The organism is Nostoc sp. LEGE 12447 (genome assembly GCF_015206985.1).
Taxonomy (GTDB): Bacteria; Cyanobacteriota; Cyanobacteriia; order Cyanobacteriales; family Nostocaceae; genus Nostoc.
On the sequence record NZ_JADEXT010000029.1, the window covers coordinates 55,139 to 78,952 of the forward strand.

The 23,814-nt window shown below is 41.5% G+C and carries 20 protein-coding genes, 1 tRNA gene and 1 pseudogene; 7 read left to right on the forward strand and 15 right to left on the reverse strand.

Annotated features, from left to right (window positions below; translation table 11 throughout):
* Positions 1-109 precede the first annotated feature (109 nt).
* From IQ274_RS24720 to ptsP, 3 genes are all read left to right on the forward strand, one after another.
* The gene (locus IQ274_RS24720) at positions 110-583 is read left to right on the forward strand and encodes a hypothetical protein (protein ID WP_163927596.1); all 474 of its coding nucleotides are present in this window, start codon (positions 110-112) and stop codon (positions 581-583) included.
* Positions 584-1,178: 595 nt separating this feature from the next.
* A complete protein-coding gene (locus tag IQ274_RS24725; protein WP_194143742.1) occupies positions 1,179-2,378 on the forward strand; it encodes a phosphodiester glycosidase family protein in 1,200 nt (399 codons plus the stop codon).
* A gap of 273 nt (positions 2,379-2,651) precedes the next feature.
* Positions 2,652-5,171, forward strand: coding sequence for a phosphoenolpyruvate--protein phosphotransferase (ptsP, locus tag IQ274_RS24730; protein ID WP_194143743.1), 2,520 nt, complete (start codon positions 2,652-2,654; stop codon positions 5,169-5,171).
* Here ptsP and IQ274_RS24735 read toward each other — a convergent pair whose 3' ends face one another.
* The 14 genes and pseudogenes from IQ274_RS24735 to IQ274_RS24805 form a co-directional block, all read right to left on the reverse strand.
* On the reverse strand, positions 5,172-5,561 hold the full coding sequence (locus IQ274_RS24735) for a hypothetical protein (protein WP_194143744.1): 390 nt from the start codon (positions 5,559-5,561) through the stop codon (positions 5,172-5,174).
* A gap of 360 nt (positions 5,562-5,921) precedes the next feature.
* Positions 5,922-6,218: a hypothetical protein gene (locus IQ274_RS24740; RefSeq protein ID WP_114083200.1), complete on the reverse strand. Its 297-nt coding sequence runs from the start codon at positions 6,216-6,218 to the stop codon at positions 5,922-5,924.
* 344 nt (positions 6,219-6,562) lie between these two features.
* The gene (locus IQ274_RS24745; RefSeq protein WP_194143745.1) at positions 6,563-8,644 is read right to left on the reverse strand and encodes a TonB-dependent receptor plug domain-containing protein; all 2,082 of its coding nucleotides are present in this window, start codon (positions 8,642-8,644) and stop codon (positions 6,563-6,565) included.
* A gap of 273 nt (positions 8,645-8,917) precedes the next feature.
* On the reverse strand, positions 8,918-9,475 hold the full coding sequence (locus IQ274_RS24750; protein ID WP_194143746.1) for a hypothetical protein: 558 nt from the start codon (positions 9,473-9,475) through the stop codon (positions 8,918-8,920).
* A gap of 12 nt (positions 9,476-9,487) precedes the next feature.
* Complete coding sequence (locus IQ274_RS24755; RefSeq protein WP_228058343.1) at positions 9,488-10,345, reverse strand: hypothetical protein; 858 nt, start codon at positions 10,343-10,345, stop codon at positions 9,488-9,490.
* 242 nt (positions 10,346-10,587) lie between these two features.
* Positions 10,588-11,277 (reverse strand): annotated as a pseudogene (locus tag IQ274_RS24760) (tetratricopeptide repeat protein); the annotation flags it as partial.
* Positions 11,278-11,562: 285 nt separating this feature from the next.
* Positions 11,563-11,898: a cytochrome c6 PetJ gene (petJ, locus tag IQ274_RS24765; RefSeq protein ID WP_114080721.1), complete on the reverse strand. Its 336-nt coding sequence runs from the start codon at positions 11,896-11,898 to the stop codon at positions 11,563-11,565.
* Between the two features lie 1,502 nt (positions 11,899-13,400).
* Complete coding sequence (locus tag IQ274_RS24775; RefSeq protein WP_012407914.1) at positions 13,401-14,129, reverse strand: ABC transporter ATP-binding protein; 729 nt, start codon at positions 14,127-14,129, stop codon at positions 13,401-13,403.
* Positions 14,130-14,421: 292 nt separating this feature from the next.
* Positions 14,422-14,646, reverse strand: a complete 225-nt coding sequence (locus IQ274_RS24780; protein ID WP_012407913.1) for an indolepyruvate ferredoxin oxidoreductase subunit alpha — start codon at positions 14,644-14,646, stop codon at positions 14,422-14,424.
* Positions 14,647-14,822: 176 nt separating this feature from the next.
* Positions 14,823-16,034, reverse strand: coding sequence for an ATP phosphoribosyltransferase regulatory subunit (locus IQ274_RS24785; RefSeq protein ID WP_194143747.1), 1,212 nt, complete (start codon positions 16,032-16,034; stop codon positions 14,823-14,825).
* Positions 16,034-16,996, reverse strand: a complete 963-nt coding sequence (locus IQ274_RS24790; RefSeq protein ID WP_194143748.1) for a J domain-containing protein — start codon at positions 16,994-16,996, stop codon at positions 16,034-16,036. Before IQ274_RS24790 ends, IQ274_RS24785 begins: the two co-directional genes overlap by 1 nt.
* A 74-nt stretch (positions 16,997-17,070) precedes the next feature.
* Positions 17,071-17,883, reverse strand: a complete 813-nt coding sequence (locus tag IQ274_RS24795) for an inositol monophosphatase family protein (protein ID WP_163927588.1) — start codon at positions 17,881-17,883, stop codon at positions 17,071-17,073.
* A gap of 91 nt (positions 17,884-17,974) precedes the next feature.
* Complete coding sequence (locus IQ274_RS24800; protein ID WP_194143749.1) at positions 17,975-18,520, reverse strand: thermonuclease family protein; 546 nt, start codon at positions 18,518-18,520, stop codon at positions 17,975-17,977.
* 112 nt (positions 18,521-18,632) lie between these two features.
* On the reverse strand, positions 18,633-19,001 hold the full coding sequence (locus IQ274_RS24805) for a 2Fe-2S iron-sulfur cluster-binding protein (protein ID WP_163927587.1): 369 nt from the start codon (positions 18,999-19,001) through the stop codon (positions 18,633-18,635).
* A gap of 107 nt (positions 19,002-19,108) precedes the next feature.
* Here IQ274_RS24805 and IQ274_RS24810 point away from each other — a divergent pair.
* From IQ274_RS24810 to IQ274_RS24820, 3 genes are all read left to right on the forward strand, one after another.
* Positions 19,109-19,193 (forward strand) — tRNA-Ser (locus IQ274_RS24810).
* A 490-nt stretch (positions 19,194-19,683) separates the two neighbouring features.
* Positions 19,684-20,364, forward strand: coding sequence for a HEAT repeat domain-containing protein (locus IQ274_RS24815; protein WP_114080714.1), 681 nt, complete (start codon positions 19,684-19,686; stop codon positions 20,362-20,364).
* Positions 20,365-20,439: 75 nt separating this feature from the next.
* Positions 20,440-21,006 carry a phycobiliprotein lyase gene (locus IQ274_RS24820; RefSeq protein ID WP_163927586.1) on the forward strand — a complete coding sequence of 189 codons (567 nt, stop codon included), beginning with the start codon at positions 20,440-20,442 and terminating at the stop codon, positions 21,004-21,006.
* 293 nt (positions 21,007-21,299) lie between these two features.
* Here IQ274_RS24820 and IQ274_RS24825 read toward each other — a convergent pair whose 3' ends face one another.
* Entirely contained in the window at positions 21,300-22,823 is a 1,524-nt protein-coding gene (locus tag IQ274_RS24825; protein ID WP_194143765.1) for a site-2 protease family protein, read from the reverse strand.
* A gap of 171 nt (positions 22,824-22,994) precedes the next feature.
* Here IQ274_RS24825 and IQ274_RS24830 point away from each other — a divergent pair, with 171 nt between their 5' ends.
* Entirely contained in the window at positions 22,995-23,729 is a 735-nt protein-coding gene (locus tag IQ274_RS24830) for an MBL fold metallo-hydrolase (protein WP_194143750.1), read from the forward strand.
* The last annotated feature ends 85 nt before the right edge of the window (positions 23,730-23,814 follow it).

Genomic DNA, 23,814 nt, shown 5'->3' on the forward strand with positions numbered 1-23,814 from the left:
AATATACTATGCGATCGCGCGGATTAGACAAGATAGAAATACCATATTGAAATTTAATTTGTATAGCTGGGCACTCTAGATTAAAGAAACATACTGGAGAGTTATTCTTATGTCTACGACCTCAATTAGTGCAACACTGGCACAAACACAGAGAGATGCTGTGTTCCAAGCGATCGCTACGATTAAAGAAAACTTACCATTTTTAGTTGATTTGAGTGCAGATAATCGCAAAGCTTTACCTAAGATGGGAGATAAAAGTCGGGCGTTTGTAAGCAAAGCATTAGAGGTGGCGACGCAAAATCCAGAGTTCTTACCGCGATCGTTTGACATAGATGAGATGCGGAAAGATGTGCAATTATTTGAAGCGTTGTATCCACTATTGCTCTCGTTGACACAATTGCAAGATTTGGTAGATGATACATCCTTGGCAGTAGGCAGCGAAGCTTATGCAGCCGCCTTGCAAGTATATAACTATGCTAAAGTCAGTGGTCAGGGGACAGGTTTAGACACGATGGTTGAAGAAATGGGGCAACGGTTTTCTCGTAAAAATCGGAAAGTCAAGTCTCAACAGGTAGCACCGTAGGAAATAATTCATCAATTGCACTGTTGAAGTGCAAGTTTAAAGCTCAAAGCTTGAACGTTCGAGCAAAAAGGTCGGAGTTCCGAGTTCAAACGCTCAACGTTCGAGCAAAAAGGTCGAAGTTCCGAGTTCAGAGGCTCAACGTTCGAGCAAAAAGGTCGGAGTTCCGAGTTCAGAGGCTCAACATTCGAGCAAAAAGGTCGGAGTTCCGGGTTCAGAGACTCAACGTTCGAGCAAAAAGGTCGAAGTTCCGAGTTCAGAGGCTCAACGTTGAGATTTTGAGAGCGATCGCACAAGCATTTAAAATGCAGTTAGGTTAAAATCACCGATGGATCTGATTTTTCAAATCATCTATACTTGATTTTTCCTATCAATGTATAAGTTTTATAGCAATCCTAAATGAGTTGTGAAAATGCGCGATGTCCAGAACCCCAACTTCTCGAAGAAGTCGAGGTTCTAATTTTAATTTAACTTGAAACTTGGACTTTAGAATCTGAAACTTCACCTTCTGAACTCACAGTTTAGATTTAAAAATTTGGCTAATATTTAAATTTCAATTATAATTCCAAATACTTATTTATAACTCAATCAAATACTCATGAATATTGTAATCAATTTATTGCTCTTTTTGCTGCCCATTCTCAGTAGCTTTTGGATTTCCCAAACTTTCAACCCTTTATCTTCTTATCAGCCTCTCCAGGCTATAGACGGAGCGGCTTTATATAAAAAAGAATTAACCAATGGTAACGAAGCCTATTTACAAGTTATCAATCTCCGCAAAATGCACATAGATCAAATTATCGGAGAAGTAGATAGTATGGGTATAAATGAGGGTAAATATTATCAAGGAGAAAGTAAATATTACAGTCCTTTTTTCAACAGAAAATTATTTTCTGAAGTTGCAGAAGAATATAAGAAATTTTACTCAAATAACGTTTTCTCAATAATTAATTGTTCTTTCTTTGAGCAATACGAGTCTAGTACTCAATTATCCTTTCCAATTAAATTAAATGGTGTAGTCATCAGTGGTGGCAATAGCCCTTATGGCCCAATCAAACAACCAAAAGATAAATACTATAGTAATATTCGCCTCAAAGCTTTAGTCTGGGATAATAAGCAGGCATACATTACTGATTACAACCAGGTTAGCGGCGCACCTCTCAACCAAAAAGCAGTGAAAAATGCGATCGTCACTTACCGATACAGCGATCATCCAGCAAAAGTCTTAGCTCAAAACCAAGCAAATAAGTATCAAGTCATCGGTACTTTAAACAAAGATAGTGTTAAGGGTGACGAGGTATTGTTGATTATGACGGTGAACAAAGCAACTCTGGATGAGGCAGCCGATTTATTACGTAAATTAGGAGTTAAAGGCGACATCATTACTGTTGACGGCGGCAGATCAACTTATTTGTTCAATTCCCAGAACGGAAATATTATTGTTCCTCAACTTTCTAATCCGCAAGAAAATCCTGCGTTCCGAAACCTTCCTCATTATTTGGGATTCCGTAAGACAACTAAAAATCAGGTTGCACCAAAAATCCTGATTGGCCAGCTAACTGCTAAAGTACTTCCCAAGAAGGATCAGCCCTATTTAATATTGTGGCAAGATAATTTTGATAGCGATGTCTCGATTAAGCTGTACGATGGAGACAAACTTATCCAAAATATTTCTTCCCGTACCGCTAGCGATGGTGTTTATGAGTGGATACCACGTATTTCTGTAAAAGAAGGCTATTTTATTCGTATTTCTAGCTGGAAAGACCGGAATATCTTCGGGGACTTGCAATTGTATTGAAGGAGGCAGGAGGCATAAGGCAGAAGGCAGGAGTAACCTACACGCAACTGTGTGGGATTGAAGCAAGGATGCTTTGTATGTATCGGCATTTTCTGCTAGATACAATTCTTCTTTTTAAACTATGGCTCTAGATCCAGAACTGAATTTTTGATTCATAATTTTTTCCTCCTGCCTCCTGCCTCCTGCCCTCTGCCTTCTTTTATTTAGCGGTGCGGAATGGGAAATTGTAGTGGATAACGAGCTAAACGCAAACCTCTTAACAAGTTTGGCGGTATGGCAGCGATCGGAATTGTTATCGTCTCTCACAGTAAACAACTAGCTCTAGGTGTGCGGGAACTCGCCGCGCAAATGGTTCAGGGCCAAGTTTCCATCGCTGTTGCAGCAGGTATTGAAGATCCTGAAAATCCATTGGGTACAGATCCGATTCAGGTTTATGAAGCGATCGCTTCTGTTTTCTCTGATGATGGTGTTTTGGTATTGATGGATTTGGGTAGTGCTTTGCTGAGTGCAGAAATGGCCATTGAGTTTTTGCCAGAAGCACAGCAACAAAAAGTGTATTTGTGTGAAGCACCTCTAGTAGAGGGTGCAGTAGCTGCTGTGGTAGCTGCGGCGGCTGGTAAAAACATTCACCAAGTCATAGCGGAAGCACGCGGCGCACTTCTAGCAAAAGCAACTCAATTGGGTGTAAGTCCGTTGCCAGTTGTCAGTGACAACATCGAAGTAAGAAAATCAGAATTTCCCGTCAAAGAAATCCGGCTAATTGTCAGCAATCGCTTAGGATTACACGCCCGTCCCGCAGCCCAGTTTGTGGGAACCGTCGCCCGCTTTCAATCTCAAATTCTGGTGCAGAATTTAACTAGAAATACTGAGCTAGTTCGGGGTGACAGTATTAATCAAGTCACCACTTTAGGGGTGCGTCAAGGACACGAACTAGTGATTACTGCCACCGGTTCGGATGCAGATGAAGCGCTGGCGGCATTACAGGCGTTATTCGCAAATAATTTTGGTGAAGATAATGTTGCCTTGAATTCTCCACCAGTATTTCAGCATGAAGTTACCCCAGCAACTCGCGGCGAACTTTCGGGAATTGCCGCTTCTCGGGGAGTAGCGATCGCACCTGTTGTTAATTATCAACCCACTCACATTACGATTACGGAATATCATGTAGACGATCCTGAATCAGAGTGGCAAAGAGTACAAGCAGCAATTCAAACTGCTCGACAAGAAATCCAAGCAGTTTTTTCACAAGCATCTCTGCAAATTGGTGACGCTGAAGCCGCCATCTTCGATGCCCAATTACTATTTTTAGAAGATCCAGTATTGTTGGAAGCGGCTCATCAGCGTATTTTAGACCACCATATAAATGCTGAAGCAGCTTGGCAAGCCGTAGTCGATAAGGTGGTAACTTCCTACCGAACACTTGAGGATACTTATCTGCAAGAAAGAGTTGAAGATGTTATTGACGTAGGGCAAAGGGTACTACGATTACTAGCTGGGAATGCCCCTGCTAACTTGCATCTTTCGGAACCGGCGATTTTAGTAGCAACTGATTTAACTCCCTCAGATACCGCTAGGCTAGATCCGAGAATGGTGTTGGGTATTTGTACAACTTCTGGTAGCGCCACTTCCCACAGCGCCATCATCGCCCGGACATTGGGTATTCCCGCAGTTTTGGGAGTGGATTCCCAGGTGTTGCACTTGGCAGATGGTACACTCATGGCGCTTGATGGTGAAAGTGGCAAAGCTTGGGTAGAACCAGAATCACATATCCTAGATTTACTGGAGGCAAAGCGAGAGGCTTGGCAAACTGCCCAAGAGGAAGCACGAGCTACAGCACACCAGCCAGCAATTACTCTTGATGGTCGGCAAGTTAGCGTTTTCGCCAATATTGGTAGTATAAATGATGTGCAAGTTGCTGTGGCTAGCGGTGCAGAAGGGGTAGGATTACTCCGCACAGAGTTTCTTTATTTAGATAGAATCAGCGCTCCCACAGAAGAAGAACAACTTGAAGTGTATCAGGCGATCGCCCAAGTTTTAGATAATCGTCCGCTAATTATTCGTACTTTAGATGTCGGTGGTGATAAGCCACTTCCTTATCTGAGAGTCGGGTTTCCAGAAGCAAACCCTTTCTTAGGCTGGCGGGGAATTCGTTTCTGTTTAGATCATCTGGATTTATTCAAAACTCAGTTACGGGCAATCTTGAGAGCCAGTATAGGACACCAAATTAAAATTATGTTGCCGATGATTGCTACTGTGACAGAGGTACGTGCAGCTAAGGTAATTTGGGGTGAAGTGCAGGCTGAATTAAACCAAGCTGGTATCCCCTTTGATGCCGCGATGAAAGTGGGGATTATGGTGGAGGTTCCATCAGCAGTTGCGATCGCAGATCAGTTAGCAGCTGAAGTAGACTTCTTTAGTATAGGGACTAACGATCTCAGTCAGTATGTCATGGCTAGCGATCGCACTAATCCCCGCGTGGCAAATTTAGTTGATGCGCTACATCCAGCCGTGCTGCGAATGGTGCAGCAAACTATCCAAGCTGCTCATGCTGCCGGAATTTCGGTAGGATTATGTGGAGAATTGGCAGCAGATACTATAGCAACACCAATTTTATTAGGTTTAGGGTTGGATGAGTTGAGCGTCAATCCTCAAAGTATACCTGGAGTGAAACAGGCGATCGCTCGATTGAGTATAGTTGAGAGTGAAGCGATCGTGGCATCTGCATTACAACAAGATTCCGCAGTTCATGTCAGAGAAATAATCTCAACTTCAATTATTCTCCCTACGAATTAGTTAAAATCTGATTCCCAGTTGCCCGTTAAAACCACGAATAGAATTGTAACCAGCACCAACAAAAACGTTATCAGTAGCACCTACCTGAACACCACCGGAAACTGCAACACCTTTATCCTCTGAATAAAGTCCAACTCCTACATAAGGTGAAATGACAGGCAAACTGATAAATTTCAAAACATCTACTCCCGTAGCGCCATCAGGGCCAGTTCCTACCTCAACCCCAAAATTTAAAGCTCTAGCGCCTACAGCATAAGTTATATCACCATCTTTTCCACCGACTGAAACCCAAGGTTGCGGTACAAGTTGAGCCGATGCTTGACTTGGGGCAAATAAAGCTAATAAACCGATAGATGTAATTAATGTTTTCGCAATAATCGCTATTTTCACGTTTTTTCCTACGTATCTTAATTGTTTTGTCAAAACTACCCCTACTATCAATACTACTCGGTTAAGCATTTTGAACTCAGAATTTGGTTTGGGGAAAAGGTTAAAGGGTAAGGGTTAAAGGTTTTTTCTTTCCCTTTTCCCCTTCCCCTTTTCCCCTTAACCGACAAGTATTGCCCCTGCTATTAACTAGGGTTTGTCTATGATGACTAATCGTGACGGATTAAACCTCTTACGAGTGCCCGATAAATTCAAGGATTATTTTGGTAATGTAGCGTTTGCAGCCGTAATTTTTAATTATCAAGCATATTTGCTGATTACTTTCTCAAAATACTTAAATGCTTTTACAACAGTTCATTTGGCTTACTCAAAAGTAGACACATCTCGCAACAAACTAGGAATTTCCCCTTGAGAGAAAGGAAATTCCAGTAAAGTTTCTCTAAGGCCCAAATACCCAGATTCAGCAAAAGACAAAAGCATTCGTGAAAGTGCTAGCCAAACCTCCGGTTCGTATTCCCAATCACGATAACGCGAAGCATGAGCGGCAATTGAACGTAACGCCCAGAAATAAGAATTCCTTACCACCGAACCACCTTTCTTAAACTCTGGTAAATCTTCGTGGTGGATAAAAAGTATTTGATTGTCAATTCTAGCTCTCATCGCAATTTTAGATTTTAGATTAAAAGTAAATCTTAGAGGATGTTTGAAAAGTTCTCTTGTCGGCATCAAAAATTTTAGATCCCCCTAAATCCCCTTTAAAAAGGGGGACTTTGATTCCGATTCCCCCCTTTTTAAGGGGGGTTAGGGGGGATCTAAAAGTGCCTAAAGTCACAGCGAAACACTTTTCAAACAACCTCTTAAATAGGGTGCATTACGGCTTTAGCCTAACGCACAATGTTGCATAGTGGTGCTACCAAATTCTCTGTGTTCTCTGCGCCTCTGTGGTTCAATAAATAACTTTTAAACCGCAGAGTCACAGAGAACGCAGAGAGAAAAGCAGACAACTAAAAATTGGCGCTTAAACCCACACGAAAAGTAAATCCAGGGCTATAAATGCGATTAACTCGCTCATATTGCTCACCGAGGAGATTTTCTAAGTAAACTGTCAATCCTACATTGCTAGTTACAGGTACACGACCGCTCAAATCTAAATTTACGAAAGAAGGCGAAAAATCTGTAATCGTGTCACCAGGGTTTGTAAAGAAGGCTCTGCGAGTGCCACTGTTGTAGGTAACATACAAATTAGCCTGCCAACCTGAATTTTGATAACCCACGCCAGTTTGCAGTACAGAGTAGGGAATCAAACCTAACTGTAAACCTCTCTCTGAGCCTGTTTTTATTTGAGCATCTGTATAAGTGTAGTTTAGGAAAGTTGACCAGCCAGCCGCAATTCTTAATTGCAATGCAACCTCTAAACCATTGGTATCTACTAGTCCAATGTTTTCCCATCTGCCGGCGATGACTCCCAAGCGATCGCCTATACTACTACCAAAGTAAGTAAACTGTCCAATCAGATTATCTGAAAAATTGACATCTACTCCCGCACTCCAAGTAGAGCCAGTTTCTGGTCTTAAATCAGGGTTTGGTTCCCAACCATGAACTGTATCATAAACATACAACTGATCTAAGCCAGGATTGCGTTGTGCCCCTGCCCAACTTCCACGCACTGCTACTATTGGTGTGACGGCATAACGTAACCCAACACTAGGGTTAAGATAATTTCCAAACTGACTGTCAAAACTTTGCCTTAGCCCTAAATCTATCAGAAAATCATCGCTAATATTCCAAGTATTCACAGCAAATAAAGCTGTATTAAACAAACTTCTATCTTCCGTTTCGTTTTTGGCAATACTACTAGGATTTGTACTCAAAACATCGCCGGTTAAGTCGGTGTTTTTCAAATCTAATCCCCAGCGCAATTTATTATTGGAAGTAACCTTCCACTCATGATCTACCCTGGCTGTCAGTTGTTGTGTATCTAAAGCTCCTGTACGGTAAAATGCTCCTGTAGGGCCATAAGTGCTGAAATAATCTTGGTTATAACCAATTGAAGTTGTCAGATTAGAACTTTCCCCATTACCTAGTCGAGTTTTCCAAGATAAGCCAACATTTAAACCATCGTGGTCTAATCTATCTCTTTGCAGAGGAAAACCAAAATAAATTAAGCCGCGACGACTGCTGAGTGCAGTAACATCTAAATTCAATGAATTTTTTTTATCTAAATCTAGTCCAATACTACCGAAGTAGGTACTTGTAGCTGTATCTGCATTTGATAAAAATCCCTGTTCATCACGATTTGCTGCACCTACAGGCACGCGATAACGGTTATCTGTAAAGAATCTTTCAAAGCTAAAGTTATATTTGACATTATTGGATGAACCACCATAAGTCACTTGTTGATTATTTAAACTCAATGAGCCAAATTCTGCACTAGCGCTCAATTGAGGTTTACCATAACCTTCCTTGGTGATGATATTTACAACTCCCCCAAAGGCTGAAGAACCATACAAAGCGGAGGCTGTGCCGCTATATAATTCCACTCGTTCAATCGCTTCTACAGGAATGCTATTTAAGTCAGTTCCACCATGATAAGTGTTGACATTATTGTTAATTTGTCTGCCATTAATTAGAAATACAGACTGATTAATTGAGGCTCCCCGATAGTATGTACCTGTATGAATATCTGCACCATGACCTACATCATTAATTGCAAAACCAGGCATTCTTTTTAAGATATCCGCTAAACTTGTGGCACCCTGTTTTTGAATTTCTTCTTTATCAATTACGTAAGTTGGTGTAGATTGAGGTAGGTTGTCTGGTTCTGCGATCGCTTCTATGGAAATGTCTGCATCATCTGTATAATCTGGCTGAGTTTCTGGATTAACTTCACTCGGTGCAGATTGTTGAGTTAATAATTCGGCATTAATGGCGTGTAGCTCAACTTCACTCAAACTCTGAATATCGGAAATGACTTCGGTTGATTTATCAGTATTTCTCTGCTCAATTTCACTCTCAGCAGCAAAGCTAGGAAATGCTATCAGTAAACCCGGTAAAGCAACTGTTAGCAACAAAAAATCTTTTTTCACGTTCTCTTTCACACCAAGTAAAAACAGTCACCACGTAGTATTCTTGCTGTAAAAGTAAAATCGTGTCAAAAGACACGTTGTCATATTTCCACAGATTTCGATTCCCGACTTCTGAAATAAATCGAGGATCTTGTTTCTGAATCAAGATAAGAAAGGGGTTGAATAGCCCAAAATTCTTACAACTGACTTCAGATGAATAAATAAGTTAGAAATAGGGTTTATATTAATCCTATATTTTATAGCTTTACCAACAAATTAAATCTTATTACACTTTCACGAACGATTTTTATGCGTAACTCTAATTAGAAAACGCAGACCTTCATTTACTGCTTCTGAATTTGGAAACATTTCTGCTACATCAGGCTCTAAAACAACTGTCAGCTTTTTAATATTATTGTGAGTAATTTCGCTATTCTTTACATTATTGTCTGTAAACTCATGATTTGATTTAGAATCATTATTTATTATGCTATTTTGACAATACACAGTATTTAATTTATTAACTAGTGATTCCCAACTACTAACTTTTAGTTTAAAATAAGCCTTAGCATCCCGTAATGTTTTAAACTGTTGCTTCAGGATATCAACAGTATAAATATAGTTTTGAGATACTTGTTTTTCTAAATTAAGGTCTGACTCAACCATATCAACCACTTCATTAATAAGTCGATCATGATTTTCGGCAATCTGAGCAGCAGCCCCTAAAATCTTAGAGGTTGCTTTTATTTGTACATCAGTCTCTTGTTTAAGGCGATCGGCAATACTGCGAATTTGATCTCCCAGCCTCGCTTTACCTTGTTGTTGCGTGGTTGGTAGTGATTTATTGTTCATGAATATGCTTGTTTATTCAGAAAGTATATCTTTAATAGCCAGCCAGATGCGTTTAAACTTTTGTACCAAACCCAAAGGATTATTAGTTGTTTCTTCTTCCACCGAATCAACTAGAGATTGAATCCTATCCATACGTTCTGCTACAACGTAAAGACTGTTTACTGCTTCATCCTTCCTTTCTAAGGATTCACGCAGTAGCACAACCATCTGGGCAATTTCCCGTTTTAGTCTTTCATTCTCAGCTTTACGGCGAGTTTCCCATCCCTTAATACTAGCTTTGGAACGTCGCTCATGCTTGAGTTCTGCTTTAGCCTCATTGTATAAACTTAAATACATTTCTCGTTCAGAGTTGGCTGCATCATATTTGGTAAGAAATTCAGTTGCTTTCGTTTTTTCTTCGTTGTAAAGATAGAGCGTCTTTTGATGATTTTCTTGTTCATCAATATAGAAGCGATAGTTTTGAGTCACTTGCTCTTTTAGTTCATTAACTTCGAGTTGGCAAGTTTGGATCTCTCGCTGGTGAACATGAACTAGCTGTGATATTTTCGCTTTTTCTTCGTTGTAGAGATAGAGCGTCTTTTGATGATTTTCTTGTTCATCAATATAGAAGCGATAATTTTGAGTAACTTGCTCTTTTAGTTCATTAGCCTTGATTTGGTAAGTTTGAATCTCTTGCTGAACATGAACCAGTTGAAATGTAGCTTCTTCATTTTCTTTTGCACGTTGTTGCCATTCATCGCGTTGGGCACGAACAGTCATCAATAGCTGTTGAAGTTCACGAGGAGGAATTGGTTCTCTCTGCCGTGAGCGAGGATTATTAACAGCGTTGTCATAATTAGAATCTCTGCGATCGTCTCTTCTCATTGCCATAATTTAAGTTCCTATATGAGTATTTGTTATACTTAAGTATAAATATTTAGTTTAAGCGAGATGAACTTATTGAAGTGTGATCTCGGTTCTACTGGTAAGATGATCTGACTCTGGATTAAGATATATTTTCTTCTGTCTCAGACGCTTAAATTTCCAGACGTGGGATCTTCAAAGGCTAGAGATGTTGTGCTTCATGAGCAAGCTAGGCTTCAAAAGATGAAAGGTAATAACCCTCAAAGCTTTGCACTAAAGTCATCTCTATTTTCTCCGCAAGCACAAGCCCGGTTAAAGTACGCTCTATAATCGTTAGCGTTGAGACGAATTGCTAGATTAAAGTCGAGCATCGCTGCTTGAGTATCTTGTAAGACAAAATGCGCCAAACCTCGGTCATTGTAGATATCTGCAAGCAGTAAGCTAGTAATTCGGGGAATTTGAGTTAAAGCTAAATTAAAGTCAAGAATTGCCTCCAAGTCTTTCCCATCCCCTGCAAAGGCTAACCCTCGGTTGTAGTAAGCTCGAAAATCGGATGGTTTAAGTGCGATCGCTCGATTATAATCAACGATGGCACCGGAATAATCCCCTTGTCTGTAAAGTGCCAAACCCCGGTTCAGATAAGCCTCAGAGTCATTAGGTGCAAAATTTATAGCTTGGGTACAATCTGCGATCGCTTGATGGTAATCTTGTAATTGAAGATAAGCAAGACAGCGATCACTGTAAGCTACAGCAAAATCTTCCTCAACTTCAATTGCCTGATTAAAACTCTCTATTGCTTCCTGATAATTACCGCGCCGCATCTTATGTACACCTAATTCCAAAAAATTACTCGCTGTAATTTGGGTAATGGAAACGGGTGCTGAATGTGCAGATAAAGTCAAAAAAGTGAGAGAACAAGAAATAATTACACCGATAAATAATCGCCAGAAATTACTCATAGCACCAAATTAGGATAGGTAATAGTGTTTGATGTTCTTGGAACAGTCTTTTTATCAAGACTATTAATCTAAAATTGGTATAAGCATCCTATTTGACAATTTTGGAAAACCTAAAATTAGCGGGGCTTTTGTCCCGCTAATTGTTAATTTTTGAAGTTATACCAATTCTATGTGAGACTGCACTTTATTCACGTAGGAGCAATTCATAAATTGCTCCTGTAATCTGTAGTTTTACATCAGTCTTCTAAGCGCAATCTTCATACAAAAATGGTATTAGATATTAATCTACTTCCAGTCTTTATCTGCTTGGGAAAGCACGTAAGCAGCTACATTTTCAATTTGGTCAGCTTTCAAACGTTTGCCGAAGGCAGGCATAGCATTTTTGCCATTTGTAACTTGGGCAATAATTGCCTCTGCTGAGTACAAACCATACTTTTCCAAAGCTTCTTTCTTCAGGTTTTTTGCTGCTTGAACCAGATTCTTACCTCCCGCATGACAAGAAGCACAATTAGCACTAAATACTTTAGCTCCACTAACGGCATCTCCTGCCAAAGCTGGACTACTGAAGGCAAAGGTGAAGATTGCTATGCCTAACAGTATGACTGTAATCATTTTTTTCATTTCGTGTTCCCTCTACAATAACGGCTTATTCGGTGCAATATCCTCCATAATTGTCAGTTGAGCCGCTCTGATAGTCAAACGACATACTGTCAAACTTAAGTTTTAAAACTTTGGAATTTTGAATGTTTTAAATTTTAACACAGAGTTATATCTAGCTAAAAATTAATTCTCATTTTTTTCATAAAAGATGAATCAGTTTATCTTGAGCAGTATTTGTGCAAAATTTTCAATTATAAATTCTTAGGTATTTCAATTAAAACAACATCCCAAAACTGACGCAAAAATTCTCTCTATTTCTTATCTATCTGTGTTATCTGCGTCTCTGTTGTAGCCTGCGGCAAGCCGCTACGCGAACGTCGCTACCGCTTCGCTAATGCGTCTACGTTTATTTGAATAATTTATTTCTTGAAAATACCTTAAAACTTCTAGCTTGAGTATTGCCAGATATCTGTAGTTATTTATAAAGAAATAACTTTAAAATTTTACACAGGTAGTTAAGTTAGAAATTCCGTGCCTTCACCAATAACCGAGCTAAAACTCAATTTCCCACCGTGGGTTTCTTCAACAATCTGCCGAGCAATGTCTGACGACAAGCCGCTTTGCATCTACTTCGGCTTCAACGCCTTTGCAGCACTCAATAAGTTGAGTAATTCCTCTAACCGTTGAGTAACCGAATTTGTGAGTGCGCCTAACTTATCACTGAGCCGATACAATTCTCAGCTACGGTTGCTTAATGAAACCTAATGCTCCTCCTCTACGCAATACCATAAAAAGAATGGACAAGCCAGGAGAGCATCTCTTAACTAACTATGTGTTTTCTGTTTGATTTCTAGCCAGTTGTGATGAAGCGGTGACGCTTACTCTGCTTGTTTACTGCATCCACCATTTAAGGTAGTTTACAGAGCCTGAGCGTCAACAACTGGCCATTGGGTGGGATTTTTGAGACGGGAATCGATCCCTTGTAGAAGTTTCTCAATGTCCCAGTAACCCTGCTGATATATCAATTAAAACTGGAACAGAAAAATTTTGGATGCCAAATTGCCAAAAGCACTCAATCAATTTTGATTAGGGTAAACATAGGCGTTTTTATACCATGAAAAACGCCCCAGGTTTCCTCTGGAGCGGCTTTGAGTCCTTATTTTGACTCAGAATTACATCAAAAACTGATGCAGAGCTTTATATATAGGAAGTTTAGTACGCCCTCTTGTTCAATTGGGGTTCTGGCAAATCCGGTTAATTTGCATTTTTATAATTTTTCCTGAATGAATGTCCTGTTTTACCTTTTTACCTGCTGTAGATGTGATTAGAAACGCAAGGATTATTGGGGAGAATTCTTTGAGCATCGAAAACGACGGTCGCGGCAGTGGCAGGAATTGTTATAGCTTTTGTATTAGTTTATAGATAGCGTAGGCGCAGACCGCCTTCGACATCGCTATCGGCTCGTGAAGTTTCCTTATTTAAAGTGGTGTTATGTTGAATGGGGCAAGAGTGATTAAAGATGGTTAATGTCTTTTACCTGCTCCCAGATATAGTTCACCCACTTTAGGATCGTTCAACAGTTCTTGACCAAGGCCCGATATAGCATCGCGTCCAGACTCCAGTACATAGCCGCGATCAGCCATCTCTAAGGCTTTACGGGCATTTTGTTCTACTAATACGATCGCAGTTCCCGCCTGATTAATTTGTTTAATCTGCTCAAATACTTGTGTCACTAAGATCGGGGATAAAGCAGCAGATGGTTCATCCAAAATCAGCAAACTAGGTTCCAACATCAAAGCTTTACCCATCGCTAGCATCTGGCGTTCTCCTCCAGAGAGAGTACCAGCCCGTTGACGACGGCGATCGCTCAGTTTGGGGAACATGGTAAATATTTTATCTTTAATTGGTTTCAGAGGAACATTAAGTACAAAAGCACCCATCTCCAAGTTCTCTTCAACACTGAGAGAGGGGAAAACATTGGCGATTTGCGGTACATAGCACATTCCTCGTTGAACAATTTCATTGGACTTTAGCCCCACGATATTTTCACCTTTGAAGGTAATTGTGCCTGTGTGGGGTATCAAAAGCCCAAAAATTGCTTTTGCCAAAGTAGATTTACCAGCACCGTTGGGGCCAATCACTGTCACCAACTCTCCTGGGGCAACCAGGAAATTCACACCTTGCAGGATATCTACATCTTTGATGTATCCAGCATGGACATTTTGAACATCTAGTAAATAGTCATTTGTCATTTGTCATTTGTCATTTGTAGTTTGTCATTGGTCAAAAAGAGTAAAAGGGGCAGGGAGAGTGGAGCAGTGGGAGAAACCCATAAATTAAATTTATGGGCTTGAGGCAAAGATGTATTATTTCTTCTGGCACTTTCCGCTCAAAATAAATATTTTTACTTTTGAGAATAAATAAATTTATTTGCTCTGAAACCCTTGTATCAGTATATTTCCCCTGCTCCCTGCTCCCTACTCCCCTGCCTCTTCAGTCAACAGTCAAGTCAAAAAATAACTATTGACTGTTGACTATGGACTATTACGGAGTTTTTTGCAACTCCGGTCGTTCTTCTGCCAGAATCGCCCCTTCTACTGGGCAAACTTGGAGACATATACCACAGTCGATGCAAGTGGCAAAGTCAATCCAGTACCAATCTGTTCCCTTGGCATTTTTGCCTGGGCCATCATGAATACAAGCTACTGGACAGGCATCTACGCAGTCAGCTACGCCTTCACAGACTTCTGTAACAATTGTGTGCGGCATATTCTCGATTCCCTCTTTTCTGTATCGGCTATTTCTAGCCTAGCAGGGGAGTGGGAAGAGGGGCAGGGGAGGCAGGGGAGGCAGGGGGAGAATTCGTAACTCCTAACTTTTCACGGGCTAAACGCCCCGCTATCGCTAACGGAACTGTTTTGCCCCATACCTAATTCTCAACTCACTTAACGCAATGACTCAATTTTGGGCGAACCATCAGCTTTAATCCAAGCAATTTGGGCTATGCTGCGATCGCGTGCATATTGGCGAATAGCGTCTGCATCCCTTCCCCCTAAATCAATTTCTACCCGCACTAAATGGGTGGAATCTCTAAGTTTTTGCGCGTAGGCAAAGGCAGGGGCGTTAGCACTCGCCGTCTCTGGTACTACTAACCAGTTACTCGCTGGGGTTACTTGCGGTAATTGTTGAGTAGATAACAAAATTTGGTATAAATCTTCGATATTTAATCCAAAACCAATTCCGGGTGTATTTTCTCCTTGGGGATGATATAGACCCAAAAGCTGGTCGTAGCGACCACCACGCCCTAAAACTCTGGCTTGGGATTCGGTGTCGTTGACAACTTCAAAGACAATACCAGTGTAGTAATCTATGGTCTGGATCAGGCTGAGATCGAGGATTAAGGGAAATTTTTTCTCTGATTCTAGTAATTCTACTAGGAATTTGAGGTTATTCACTGCCTCTCGCTGTTCTTCGTCTAGATCCAAACTACTAACTTTTTGTAACACGTCTGCACTGGGGCCGCGCAGATCCAGCATGATTCTGGCGCGATCGCGTAGTTTGTCACTCAAGGGTAAAGTATCTATGGTAATGCGGTCGAGATGAGCGATCGCACTGCGAACTTTATCCTGTAAATTAGCTGGAAATGCACTCAAGAGCGATCGCGTAATTCCCGCTTCACCTAAAATTAAGTGCCATTGTCGCAAACCCAATGCTGCTAAACAATCTGCGACTAACAACAGTACTTCCGCATTCGCCAGCAATCCGCCAGCACCTAACAACTCCACCCCAGCTTGATAAAACTCTTGCTGGCGATTATGCCTACTTTCCCACGTGCGGCGAAACACATTGGCGTTGTAGTACAACCGTTGCGGATAAGTTGCATTTGCCATGCGAGTGACAACAGTACGAGCAATGGATGCTGTTAATTCTGGACGTAGCCCTAATTCATCATCTTCGCCATTTTGTAGTTGAATCACCATCTGGCGCTGAATTGCTTCCCCTGCCATCAAGGTATCCATACGCTCTAAAGTTGAGGTGATAATCCTGTGATATCCCCAACGATGAAACACCTGCTGTAACCGATCTTCAATCCAGCGTTTTTTCTCCACATCCAAGGGCAATAAATCCCTGGCACCCGATGCTGGTTGATACACCATTATTTTTTCTTCCCACCAAACAAACCACCGAACAAACCACCACTACCAGATTTATCTGGTTGCTTATCTCCATTATTGGCGGATGAAGTCACCTTATGATCGCTAGGGTGTTGTGCTAATGCCTTATCTATTTTAGGTTTCCATTGCAGAGCCATTTCGTCACTGGGATCTAACTTTAAAGCATTTTCAAAGTGGATTTTTGCCATTTTTAGCTGATTTTGCCTCAAATACACCATTGCAATCAAGCTATGACAGCGACTATTTTTAGGTTCTAGCTTCAGGGCATCTTGCAACTCTACTTTGGCTTGGGCAAATTGGTTTTTGTCAATCAAAGATTGAGCGCGACGAACATACTGTTCTACAACCGTGTCTTCTTTTGGTGGCGCTGGTGCTGGTTCTGGGAGTGTATTTTTTGGTGTACTTGGTTGAGGTGTAACTGATTGAACTTTAGGTTGAGCAGGTGGCGGCGGCGCGGCGGATGTTTTGCTTGCACTCCGCATTAAATAGACTAAATTCAACTCACTAATTTGGGCAAGGACTTGCTGCACTTGGTCTAAAGAATCATATTGGCTTTGGGCTAGTTTAGCGATCGCACTTTTATAGACATGATCGAAATTAGGTGACTGGACTAACTCTTTAGCCAAATCGGTGGTGAGAGTTAACGAAGCAGACTCTTGTAACAAGCGCTTGCCGATTTGCGACAAAATTAAAATATATTCCGTGCGAGTGCGATCGCCAGCAAGTTTTTCGTAAGCTGGGTTAACCAACTTTGATAACAATTCGTTTCCTAGCTGTTTTTGTTCATCACTTTCAGTAAACCTACTATCCGGGTGTAAGCGGCGGGCAATTTGGAGATAGCGTTTTCGAATCTCTTTGACATCCGCATCAACTGGAACGCACAATATTGCGTGATGATCTATGAAATCATATTTAAATAATCCACGATCTATTTTGAAAGACATATAGGGGATTTGCACCAAAGGAGCAGTTAGATTTTTTTTAGTTTACCCAAAGTCGAAGGGAAAGCTTCCACGTGCTACACCCATGCTGATAGTGGTGGAACTTGTAACAATTCGCTACTGAGGGAGTCGTGAATATAACCATTTGTTGCGAGAATTCTACCTGACTCAATTTTGACAGGAGTGCCATCGTAGGCGGTGACTTTGCCCCCGGCTTCTTGTAACAAAATTATCCCGGCGGCAATATCCCAAGGAGAAAGCCCTCGTTCCCAGTAACCATCGACACGCCCACAGGCAACATAAGCCAAATCTAGCGATGCTGAACCGCTACGTCTAACCCCTTGCGTAAGGTGGGTAAGGTGACTAAATTCTGCGTAGTTGTTATCAGAGGTTTCACGGCGATCGTAGGCAAATCCAGTCACTAGTAAGCTTTTACTGAGTTCAGATGTTGCTGAAACATTGATGGGACGACGATTTCGTGTTGCTCCTAAGCCAGTAGCCGCACTAAATAGCTCATTGTGGAAGGGGTCATAAATTACACCCACTTCTGGAACGCCATTAATTAACAGCCCAATGGAAACTGCAAAAAATGGGTATTGATGGGCGTAGTTGGTTGTACCATCTAGAGGATCTATTGCCCAGAGGTATTCATTTTCTTGATTACCTAATTTGCCTGATTCTTCAGCGAGGATAGAGTGCTGGGGAAAATGGCGACGCAAAATTTCTAAAATCAACTCTTCTGAAGCTTTATCAGCAGCCGTGACTAAATCACCAGGGCGACCTTTTTCAATAATTGCGTCTTCTAACTTACCCAAGTAACCTTGCAAAATAGCACCAGCAGCTAAGGCTGCTTCTGTAGCAATATCTAGAAAAATTTGTATATTTGTCATTTGTCATTTGTCATTTGTCATTTGTCATTGGTTCATCTCTCCCATTGCCCAATTCCCCATTCCCCATTCCTCATTTCCCATTCCCAACCCTTCAAAGATTTTGGCGGCGAAACTCGGCGGGAGTAAGGCGCATGGGTTTTTCTGGATTCCAGATTCCTTGGCCCATGAGTCTAGCCCATTGTTGGGCACGTTCTAAACGCTGGTCATATTTGTGGTTAGGCGATCGCCCAACAAACATTGCATTGCCTTGTTTAACTAATTCTTCATTCAATAACACCTTATTTTTCCATACATAAGCTAGAGTTCGCCCGATTTTATCTTTTGCTTCTAAATCAAACTCCAGTTCGACCAATTCTTCTGCACCACCAATAAGATTCTCTAACTGTTCTTTTGCTGCTTCTCCCCAAGGTCTCTGTCGCAAATCTGGTGCATCAACGCCAACTAACCGCACTTGAGAAATCAAATTCGGTTGTTCAGCCATTCCTAACACTTCCAAACTTTGCCCACTAACTACCCGCGCTACTTTCACCTGAGCCTGATTATTTGGCAACTGGTTTTTACTTTGGCAACTCACCAAGAGCAATAAGCAAACCAAAATAGTTATTTTTCGTACCCAGTTACCAACACTCCCAACCATCACAAATTCTCCTATGGTCGCTGCTGCGCCTAACGACCAGAACCTCTTCCCCCCTACCCCCTGCTCCCTGCCCCCTATCCCCTGCCCCCTGCCTCCTGCCTTCTTCAATTGTTTATTCCTCATCTAACGGTAAACCCGCTTTTACTTTCCCCTTAGCAAAATAGCGTCCAAACTGGAGTTCGTAGACTTCATCTTCGTCTTGTGTCTCTACTTCCAAGTCAGAACGGGGATAACTCACACACAAAAGGGCATAACCTTGCTGACGTAAATCTGGCGACAATCCGATCGCCTCTGGTTGATAAATTTCTCCCGACAATACCCTTACAGCACAAGCGGTACAAGCCCCGTTGCGGCAGGAAAACGGTAGTTCCACACCTTGTTTTTCGGCAGTGTGCAGGATATAGCGGTCTTCTGGCACTTGTAGGGTGTATGTTTTGCCAGTGGCGCGATCGCGAACTTTAATTGTGTATGTACGAGACATCTGGATTTGCGTTGTAGAATTAGGACTTTCAGATTCAATCTAAGAATATCTTTCTTTATCTTTGCATTTTCTGGGATTCTATAGTATGATCGTAACTTGTGGCACCTGGAGAGGTGGCCGAGTGGTTTAAGGCGCAGACCTGGAAAGTCTGTTTAGGGAAACTTAACGGGGGTTCGAATCCCCCCCTCTCCGTTCTGAAACCTAGTCTAAATATATAGTTTGAACCAGACTTCTACAAATGGCCAGGTCAAATAAATCGCGGGATCTTGCCAAATATATTCTTAAAATTTCTTTGAAAGTGGGTTAGCCTTCCGCAGGAAAAGTGTCTTAAAAACCAATGTGATTCAGTTAAAGCTAAAAACTGAAACTGGCGTAGGTTGGGAAGCTACTGCGCCCTTGCGGTTTTTACGACTTGTTCGCGGCTAGTTCCAAGCGAGAAACAAGTGCCTCCCAACCTACAATTTTTTTGCTGCCCTCTGCCCCCTGCACCCTCTTGTAAAAATTATATTTTCTTCCTCCTGCCTTCTGCCTCCTGCCCTCTGCCTCCTCTTGTAACATTTATTTATTTTTCACTCATAATTGAGTCATTTTGTAAAGTCGCCAAACTCCTACTTCACGATGGCGACAGCCTGATGAAAGGATCGAGTAAATTAAGATAAGTAAAGAAAATGCTTTGAACTACATGACAGCTCTCAGCTTACAAGAAATTTCTACTCAGTTAGAAAGTCCGAACTTACGCGATCGCATGGTAGCTCTTGCTAATCTGCGTCATGTTTCTCCTGAAGAGGCAGTCCCTTTAATTAAAAAGGTACTAGACGACGAATCTTTGCAACTGCGATCGATGGCAATATTTGCCCTTGGAATCAAGCCAACACCAGAATGTTATTCAATTTTGGTCAGAATTCTCGAAAATGACCCCGATTATGGCATCCGCGCTGATGCTGCTGGTGCTTTAGGATATTTGGGCGATGCCAGAGCCTTTGAAGTGCTTTCACGGGCGTTTTATGAAGATACTGATTGGCTAGTACGCTTTAGTGCAGCTGTTTCTCTAGGTAACATTAAAGATCCCCGTGCCCGTCAACTTCTTCTTCAGGCATTGGACAGCAAAGAAGTAGTATTGCAACAGGCTGCAATTTCTGCGCTCGGAGAAATTAAAGATATTGAGTCTGTCGATCAGATTCTACGCTTTGCCCAATCAGATGATTGGTTAGTCAGACAACGTTTGGCAGAAGCTTTGGGTAATCTTCCCACTCCCAAGAGTGTCTCAGCTTTAAAATACTTAGAAAAAGACAATCATTTCAACGTTGCTGAGGCAGCCAGAATTGGCCTCAAGAAGCTTGAGGAAATAGGCAATCAAGCTTAATAATATTAGAGCCTCCTGCTACCTTTTAATAATTAAGTGGGAATTTTAGCATTTTGATGCAGGGTAATTTCATTCATGAATATTGAAGAGTTTTTTCAGTTAAGTGCTGGTAAATGGTTTTCTCATCGGACTAGTCAACATTTGGCTTTGAATGAATCTGAACATAGCAAGTCAGACATTATCATTGAGACTTTAGCAGTAGATCATCCAGAAGCGATCAAACTGTGTCAACAGTACGAAATTAATCCTAGTTCCGCCTCCTGTGCTATCAAAATTAACTGGAATGGCACAATGGAAAAGGAGCAAACAAAACATAGTGGTTCAACTGTGTTAGTTTCAGTACCCGATGCAGATAATCCGTCTGAAGGCAAGTTACTGCGGGAAATAGTTGATGCTGAGAAAACTCCAGTTGCTGGACACTACAAATTTGACAGTGATGGTGCTTTAATCCTAACTATAGAAGATGAAAACATCTGGTCAGAGGAGCGCCTGTGGTTTGCTAGCCCCAATTTGCGAATGCGGGTAAATGTCCTCAAGAGTTTTGGTGGATTTAGCATTACTTCCTTCACTTCTGAGATTCGTATGGGTGGTTTTCCACCTGCTGCGAAGGCTTCTGAGGCGGCTAATTCAGTATCGAGTTAGTTGTAATACAGCGTATTTTCCCTATTTAGGACTTACGCAAAACTATACACGCTCAGGGGCAATTCATAAATTGCCCCTACCCGGAAATCAAGATTTAGTTAAACTCGCTTGTTCTTTGGAAGCATTACAGCGTAGGCGTAGCCCGCCGCAGGCATCGCAGCTTTCAAAATTGATTCTTGCGCGAAACTAGTGAAAAAGAATTTTGACTTCTGTTTCAATAAAAAACACCAAGCTATGGTTAATTTCATAGTTGGAAAAAATATATCTAGATTTTATGGCTGCGTTGATACTTTTTAAATTTGCAAAAAGTTAGCGATCGCTTGCGGTAATGGCAAAATAATTACAATCAACAAAGCCATTGCCAGTAATCCCCAAATATCACGTTTGTTATCCAATTCAGTGACATCATTCAGTGCAGGCTCATCAATCAACGGCATAAATAATAAGATAATCGCCCACATCAAAAATTCTTCCCGGATTAACGAAAGTAATAGCAAGAGGAGGCGAGCCACTTGACCAATCATAATCGCAACTCGTTGTCCAAACATTGCATGGACAATGTGGCCTCCATCAAGTTGTCCTACAGGCATTAAATTTAACGCCGTCACAATTAGTCCGATAAAACCAGCTACTGCAACTGGATGCAAATCAAGGGCTGATTTTGCTGTTAACTGACTTCCCAAGGCTAGCTTCGACAGTAGCGCTAGTAAGATGGAATATTTAGGATTAAGAGCATCAGGATTCAAAAATCGGGTTTTTTCTTCAATCAGGGGAACCACGTCAGAATGAGCCAAGCCCCATATTAGTAATGGCAAGGTAACAACAAAGCCTGCAAGTGGCCCAGCAATACTAATGTCAAATAATGCTTTGCGGTTGGGAATGGGACTACGCATCTGAATAAATGCACCAAAAGTTCCCAAAAAGAAAGGCATTGGAATAAAGTAAGGCAACGTCGAGCGAATTTTGTAGAATTTAGCCGTCAAATAATGCCCAAGTTCGTGAATACCCAAAATAGTCATTAACCCTAAAGCATAAGGTAATCCTTTGAATAGGACATCTCGGTTAGATAGAACTTTGAACAAAGAGCCAATTTCCCATAGAGGCGGAAGAGAAGTACCAGCAATTTCCACTCCCACCAAGGTAGTAGTTATCAAAGTCGCTACTAGTAGTAGAAGTGCTAATCCTGGTCGAGTTAAGCGTTCTTGGTCGCGTCGGGGTGTATTTCTCTCTTTAGCAGCCTGAATATTAGGAACCAGCACAAAGAAAGGCTTGTCATTTATGCCTTCTTGAAAGATCAACACGAAGCGATCGCCAAATTGTGCTTCAATATTAGTCTTAATCTGCTGGTAGGCGTTGCTGGCTTTAGTTCGCAACTGACCCCGGCAAATTACGGCTTGTGGTCGATACTCAATATTTTGAACGTAATATACAGACCAAGGAAAACAATTTCGCAGTTGAGTTTCTTCTGTTGGCTCAATGGGACGCACTAGTGGTTCTGGGGTAGGCTGGATAATTGGCTGTGATTCTGAGGCTTGGGCTGGGACTTCAGTTTGTGTATCTCTTGGCACTCGCCGCCCCCCTAGAAACAATATCCAGTACAAAACTGTGCAGACAAATAACGACGAAACAATCAGCCCTGGTGGTGGAGGTTGTTTCGCCCTATATATCAGTGTCCATCCACTTAACAACAATGCTGGTGTCATTAAAACCAGCCACAACAACCATACTGGCGTTCGAGTGATGTGAGCGACACTGTGCTGCACCATTAGATAAGTAGCTAGCCCCAGTAGGAGGATAAACAGAAACCAAAATGCCATGTTATCTTCAGTAATTTTGACAAAACGCCCTACCAGTAGCTTCAGCACCATAGCATTAACTACGAGGCAGACCTCAAATCCCAATTTTTTCAGATGGTTACAGTTCAATTCTTCAGAATTTCTACACTGTAACCAGATTGTCCACAACTCCTCAGTTCCGGTTCTTTGATTATGTGCCCTTTACCTCAACAGCCAAGTCATACAACTAAGCCACCACGGGCTGTCTTTCCTCAAGAAATTCCTAGCGGAAGTTCCTTGCAATCGGACTTCGCACAAGATAGCATTTTTGCTTTCCCACCCAATCGGGACACATTAGGGGGAACCTCTTATTTTATTGTAAGAAATGAAGGCAATATCCTCATAGATTGCCCTGCCCTAGACCAAACAAATCAAGACTTTTTAGCGGCGCATGGAGGGGTGCGTTGGTTATTTCTCACCCATCGAGGTGCTATAGGCAAAACTGCTGAAATTCAGAAAGCCTTGGGTTGTGAAGTCCTGATGCAAGAACAAGAAGCTTATTTATTACCAGGCTTACCCGTAACTACCTTTAGTCAAGAATTTACTGTTGATGCGGCAGTCAAAATTATTTGGACACCAGGTCATTCTCCCGGTTCATCTTGCCTATACTACAGTAAGCTTGGAGGTATATTGTTTTCTGGTCGCCATTTGGTTCCTAATCAGAAGGGCGATGCAGTACCATTACGGATAACTAAAACCTTTCACTGGCCACGACAAATCAACAGTGTTCAGTTATTATTAGAACATTTTACACCAGAAACTCTCAGGTACATTTGTCCCGGAGCTAATACAGGTTTTCTTAGGGGCAAGCGTTTTATAGATCGAGCTTATCAACACCTCACCTCTCTGGATTTACCAGCTTTGCTGCGGATGCAGCCCCTTATTTAAAATAAAGACTTCTTCACGAGTATAAAAAACTTATCCTAATGCCCAATACCCAATAAAGTATGGTTCTTTTTGATACTGATGTAAA

Excerpts from the sequence above, each read along its gene's own strand:
- IQ274_RS24720 (WP_163927596.1), top strand. The coding sequence starts at position 110 with ATGTCTACGACCTCAATTAGTGCAACACTGGCACAAACACAGAGAGAT.
- IQ274_RS24725 (WP_194143742.1), top strand. The coding sequence starts at position 1,179 with ATGAATATTGTAATCAATTTATTGCTCTTTTTGCTGCCCATTCTCAGT.
- ptsP (WP_194143743.1), top strand. The coding sequence starts at position 2,652 with ATGGCAGCGATCGGAATTGTTATCGTCTCTCACAGTAAACAACTAGCT.
- IQ274_RS24740 (WP_114083200.1), bottom strand. The coding sequence starts at position 6,218 with ATGAGAGCTAGAATTGACAATCAAATACTTTTTATCCACCACGAAGAT.
- IQ274_RS24750 (WP_194143746.1), bottom strand. The coding sequence starts at position 9,475 with ATGAACAATAAATCACTACCAACCACGCAACAACAAGGTAAAGCGAGG.
- IQ274_RS24755 (WP_228058343.1), bottom strand. The coding sequence starts at position 10,345 with ATGGCAATGAGAAGAGACGATCGCAGAGATTCTAATTATGACAACGCT.
- petJ (WP_114080721.1), bottom strand. The coding sequence starts at position 11,898 with ATGAAAAAAATGATTACAGTCATACTGTTAGGCATAGCAATCTTCACC.
- IQ274_RS24775 (WP_012407914.1), bottom strand. The coding sequence starts at position 14,129 with ATGACAAATGACTATTTACTAGATGTTCAAAATGTCCATGCTGGATAC.
- IQ274_RS24780 (WP_012407913.1), bottom strand. The coding sequence starts at position 14,646 with ATGCCGCACACAATTGTTACAGAAGTCTGTGAAGGCGTAGCTGACTGC.
- IQ274_RS24785 (WP_194143747.1), bottom strand. The coding sequence starts at position 16,034 with ATGGTGTATCAACCAGCATCGGGTGCCAGGGATTTATTGCCCTTGGAT.
- IQ274_RS24790 (WP_194143748.1), bottom strand. The coding sequence starts at position 16,996 with ATGTCTTTCAAAATAGATCGTGGATTATTTAAATATGATTTCATAGAT.
- IQ274_RS24795 (WP_163927588.1), bottom strand. The coding sequence starts at position 17,883 with ATGACAAATATACAAATTTTTCTAGATATTGCTACAGAAGCAGCCTTA.
- IQ274_RS24800 (WP_194143749.1), bottom strand. The coding sequence starts at position 18,520 with ATGGTTGGGAGTGTTGGTAACTGGGTACGAAAAATAACTATTTTGGTT.
- IQ274_RS24805 (WP_163927587.1), bottom strand. The coding sequence starts at position 19,001 with ATGTCTCGTACATACACAATTAAAGTTCGCGATCGCGCCACTGGCAAA.
- IQ274_RS24815 (WP_114080714.1), top strand. The coding sequence starts at position 19,684 with ATGACAGCTCTCAGCTTACAAGAAATTTCTACTCAGTTAGAAAGTCCG.
- IQ274_RS24820 (WP_163927586.1), top strand. The coding sequence starts at position 20,440 with ATGAATATTGAAGAGTTTTTTCAGTTAAGTGCTGGTAAATGGTTTTCT.
- IQ274_RS24825 (WP_194143765.1), bottom strand. The coding sequence starts at position 22,823 with ATGGCATTTTGGTTTCTGTTTATCCTCCTACTGGGGCTAGCTACTTAT.
- IQ274_RS24830 (WP_194143750.1), top strand. The coding sequence starts at position 22,995 with ATGTGCCCTTTACCTCAACAGCCAAGTCATACAACTAAGCCACCACGG.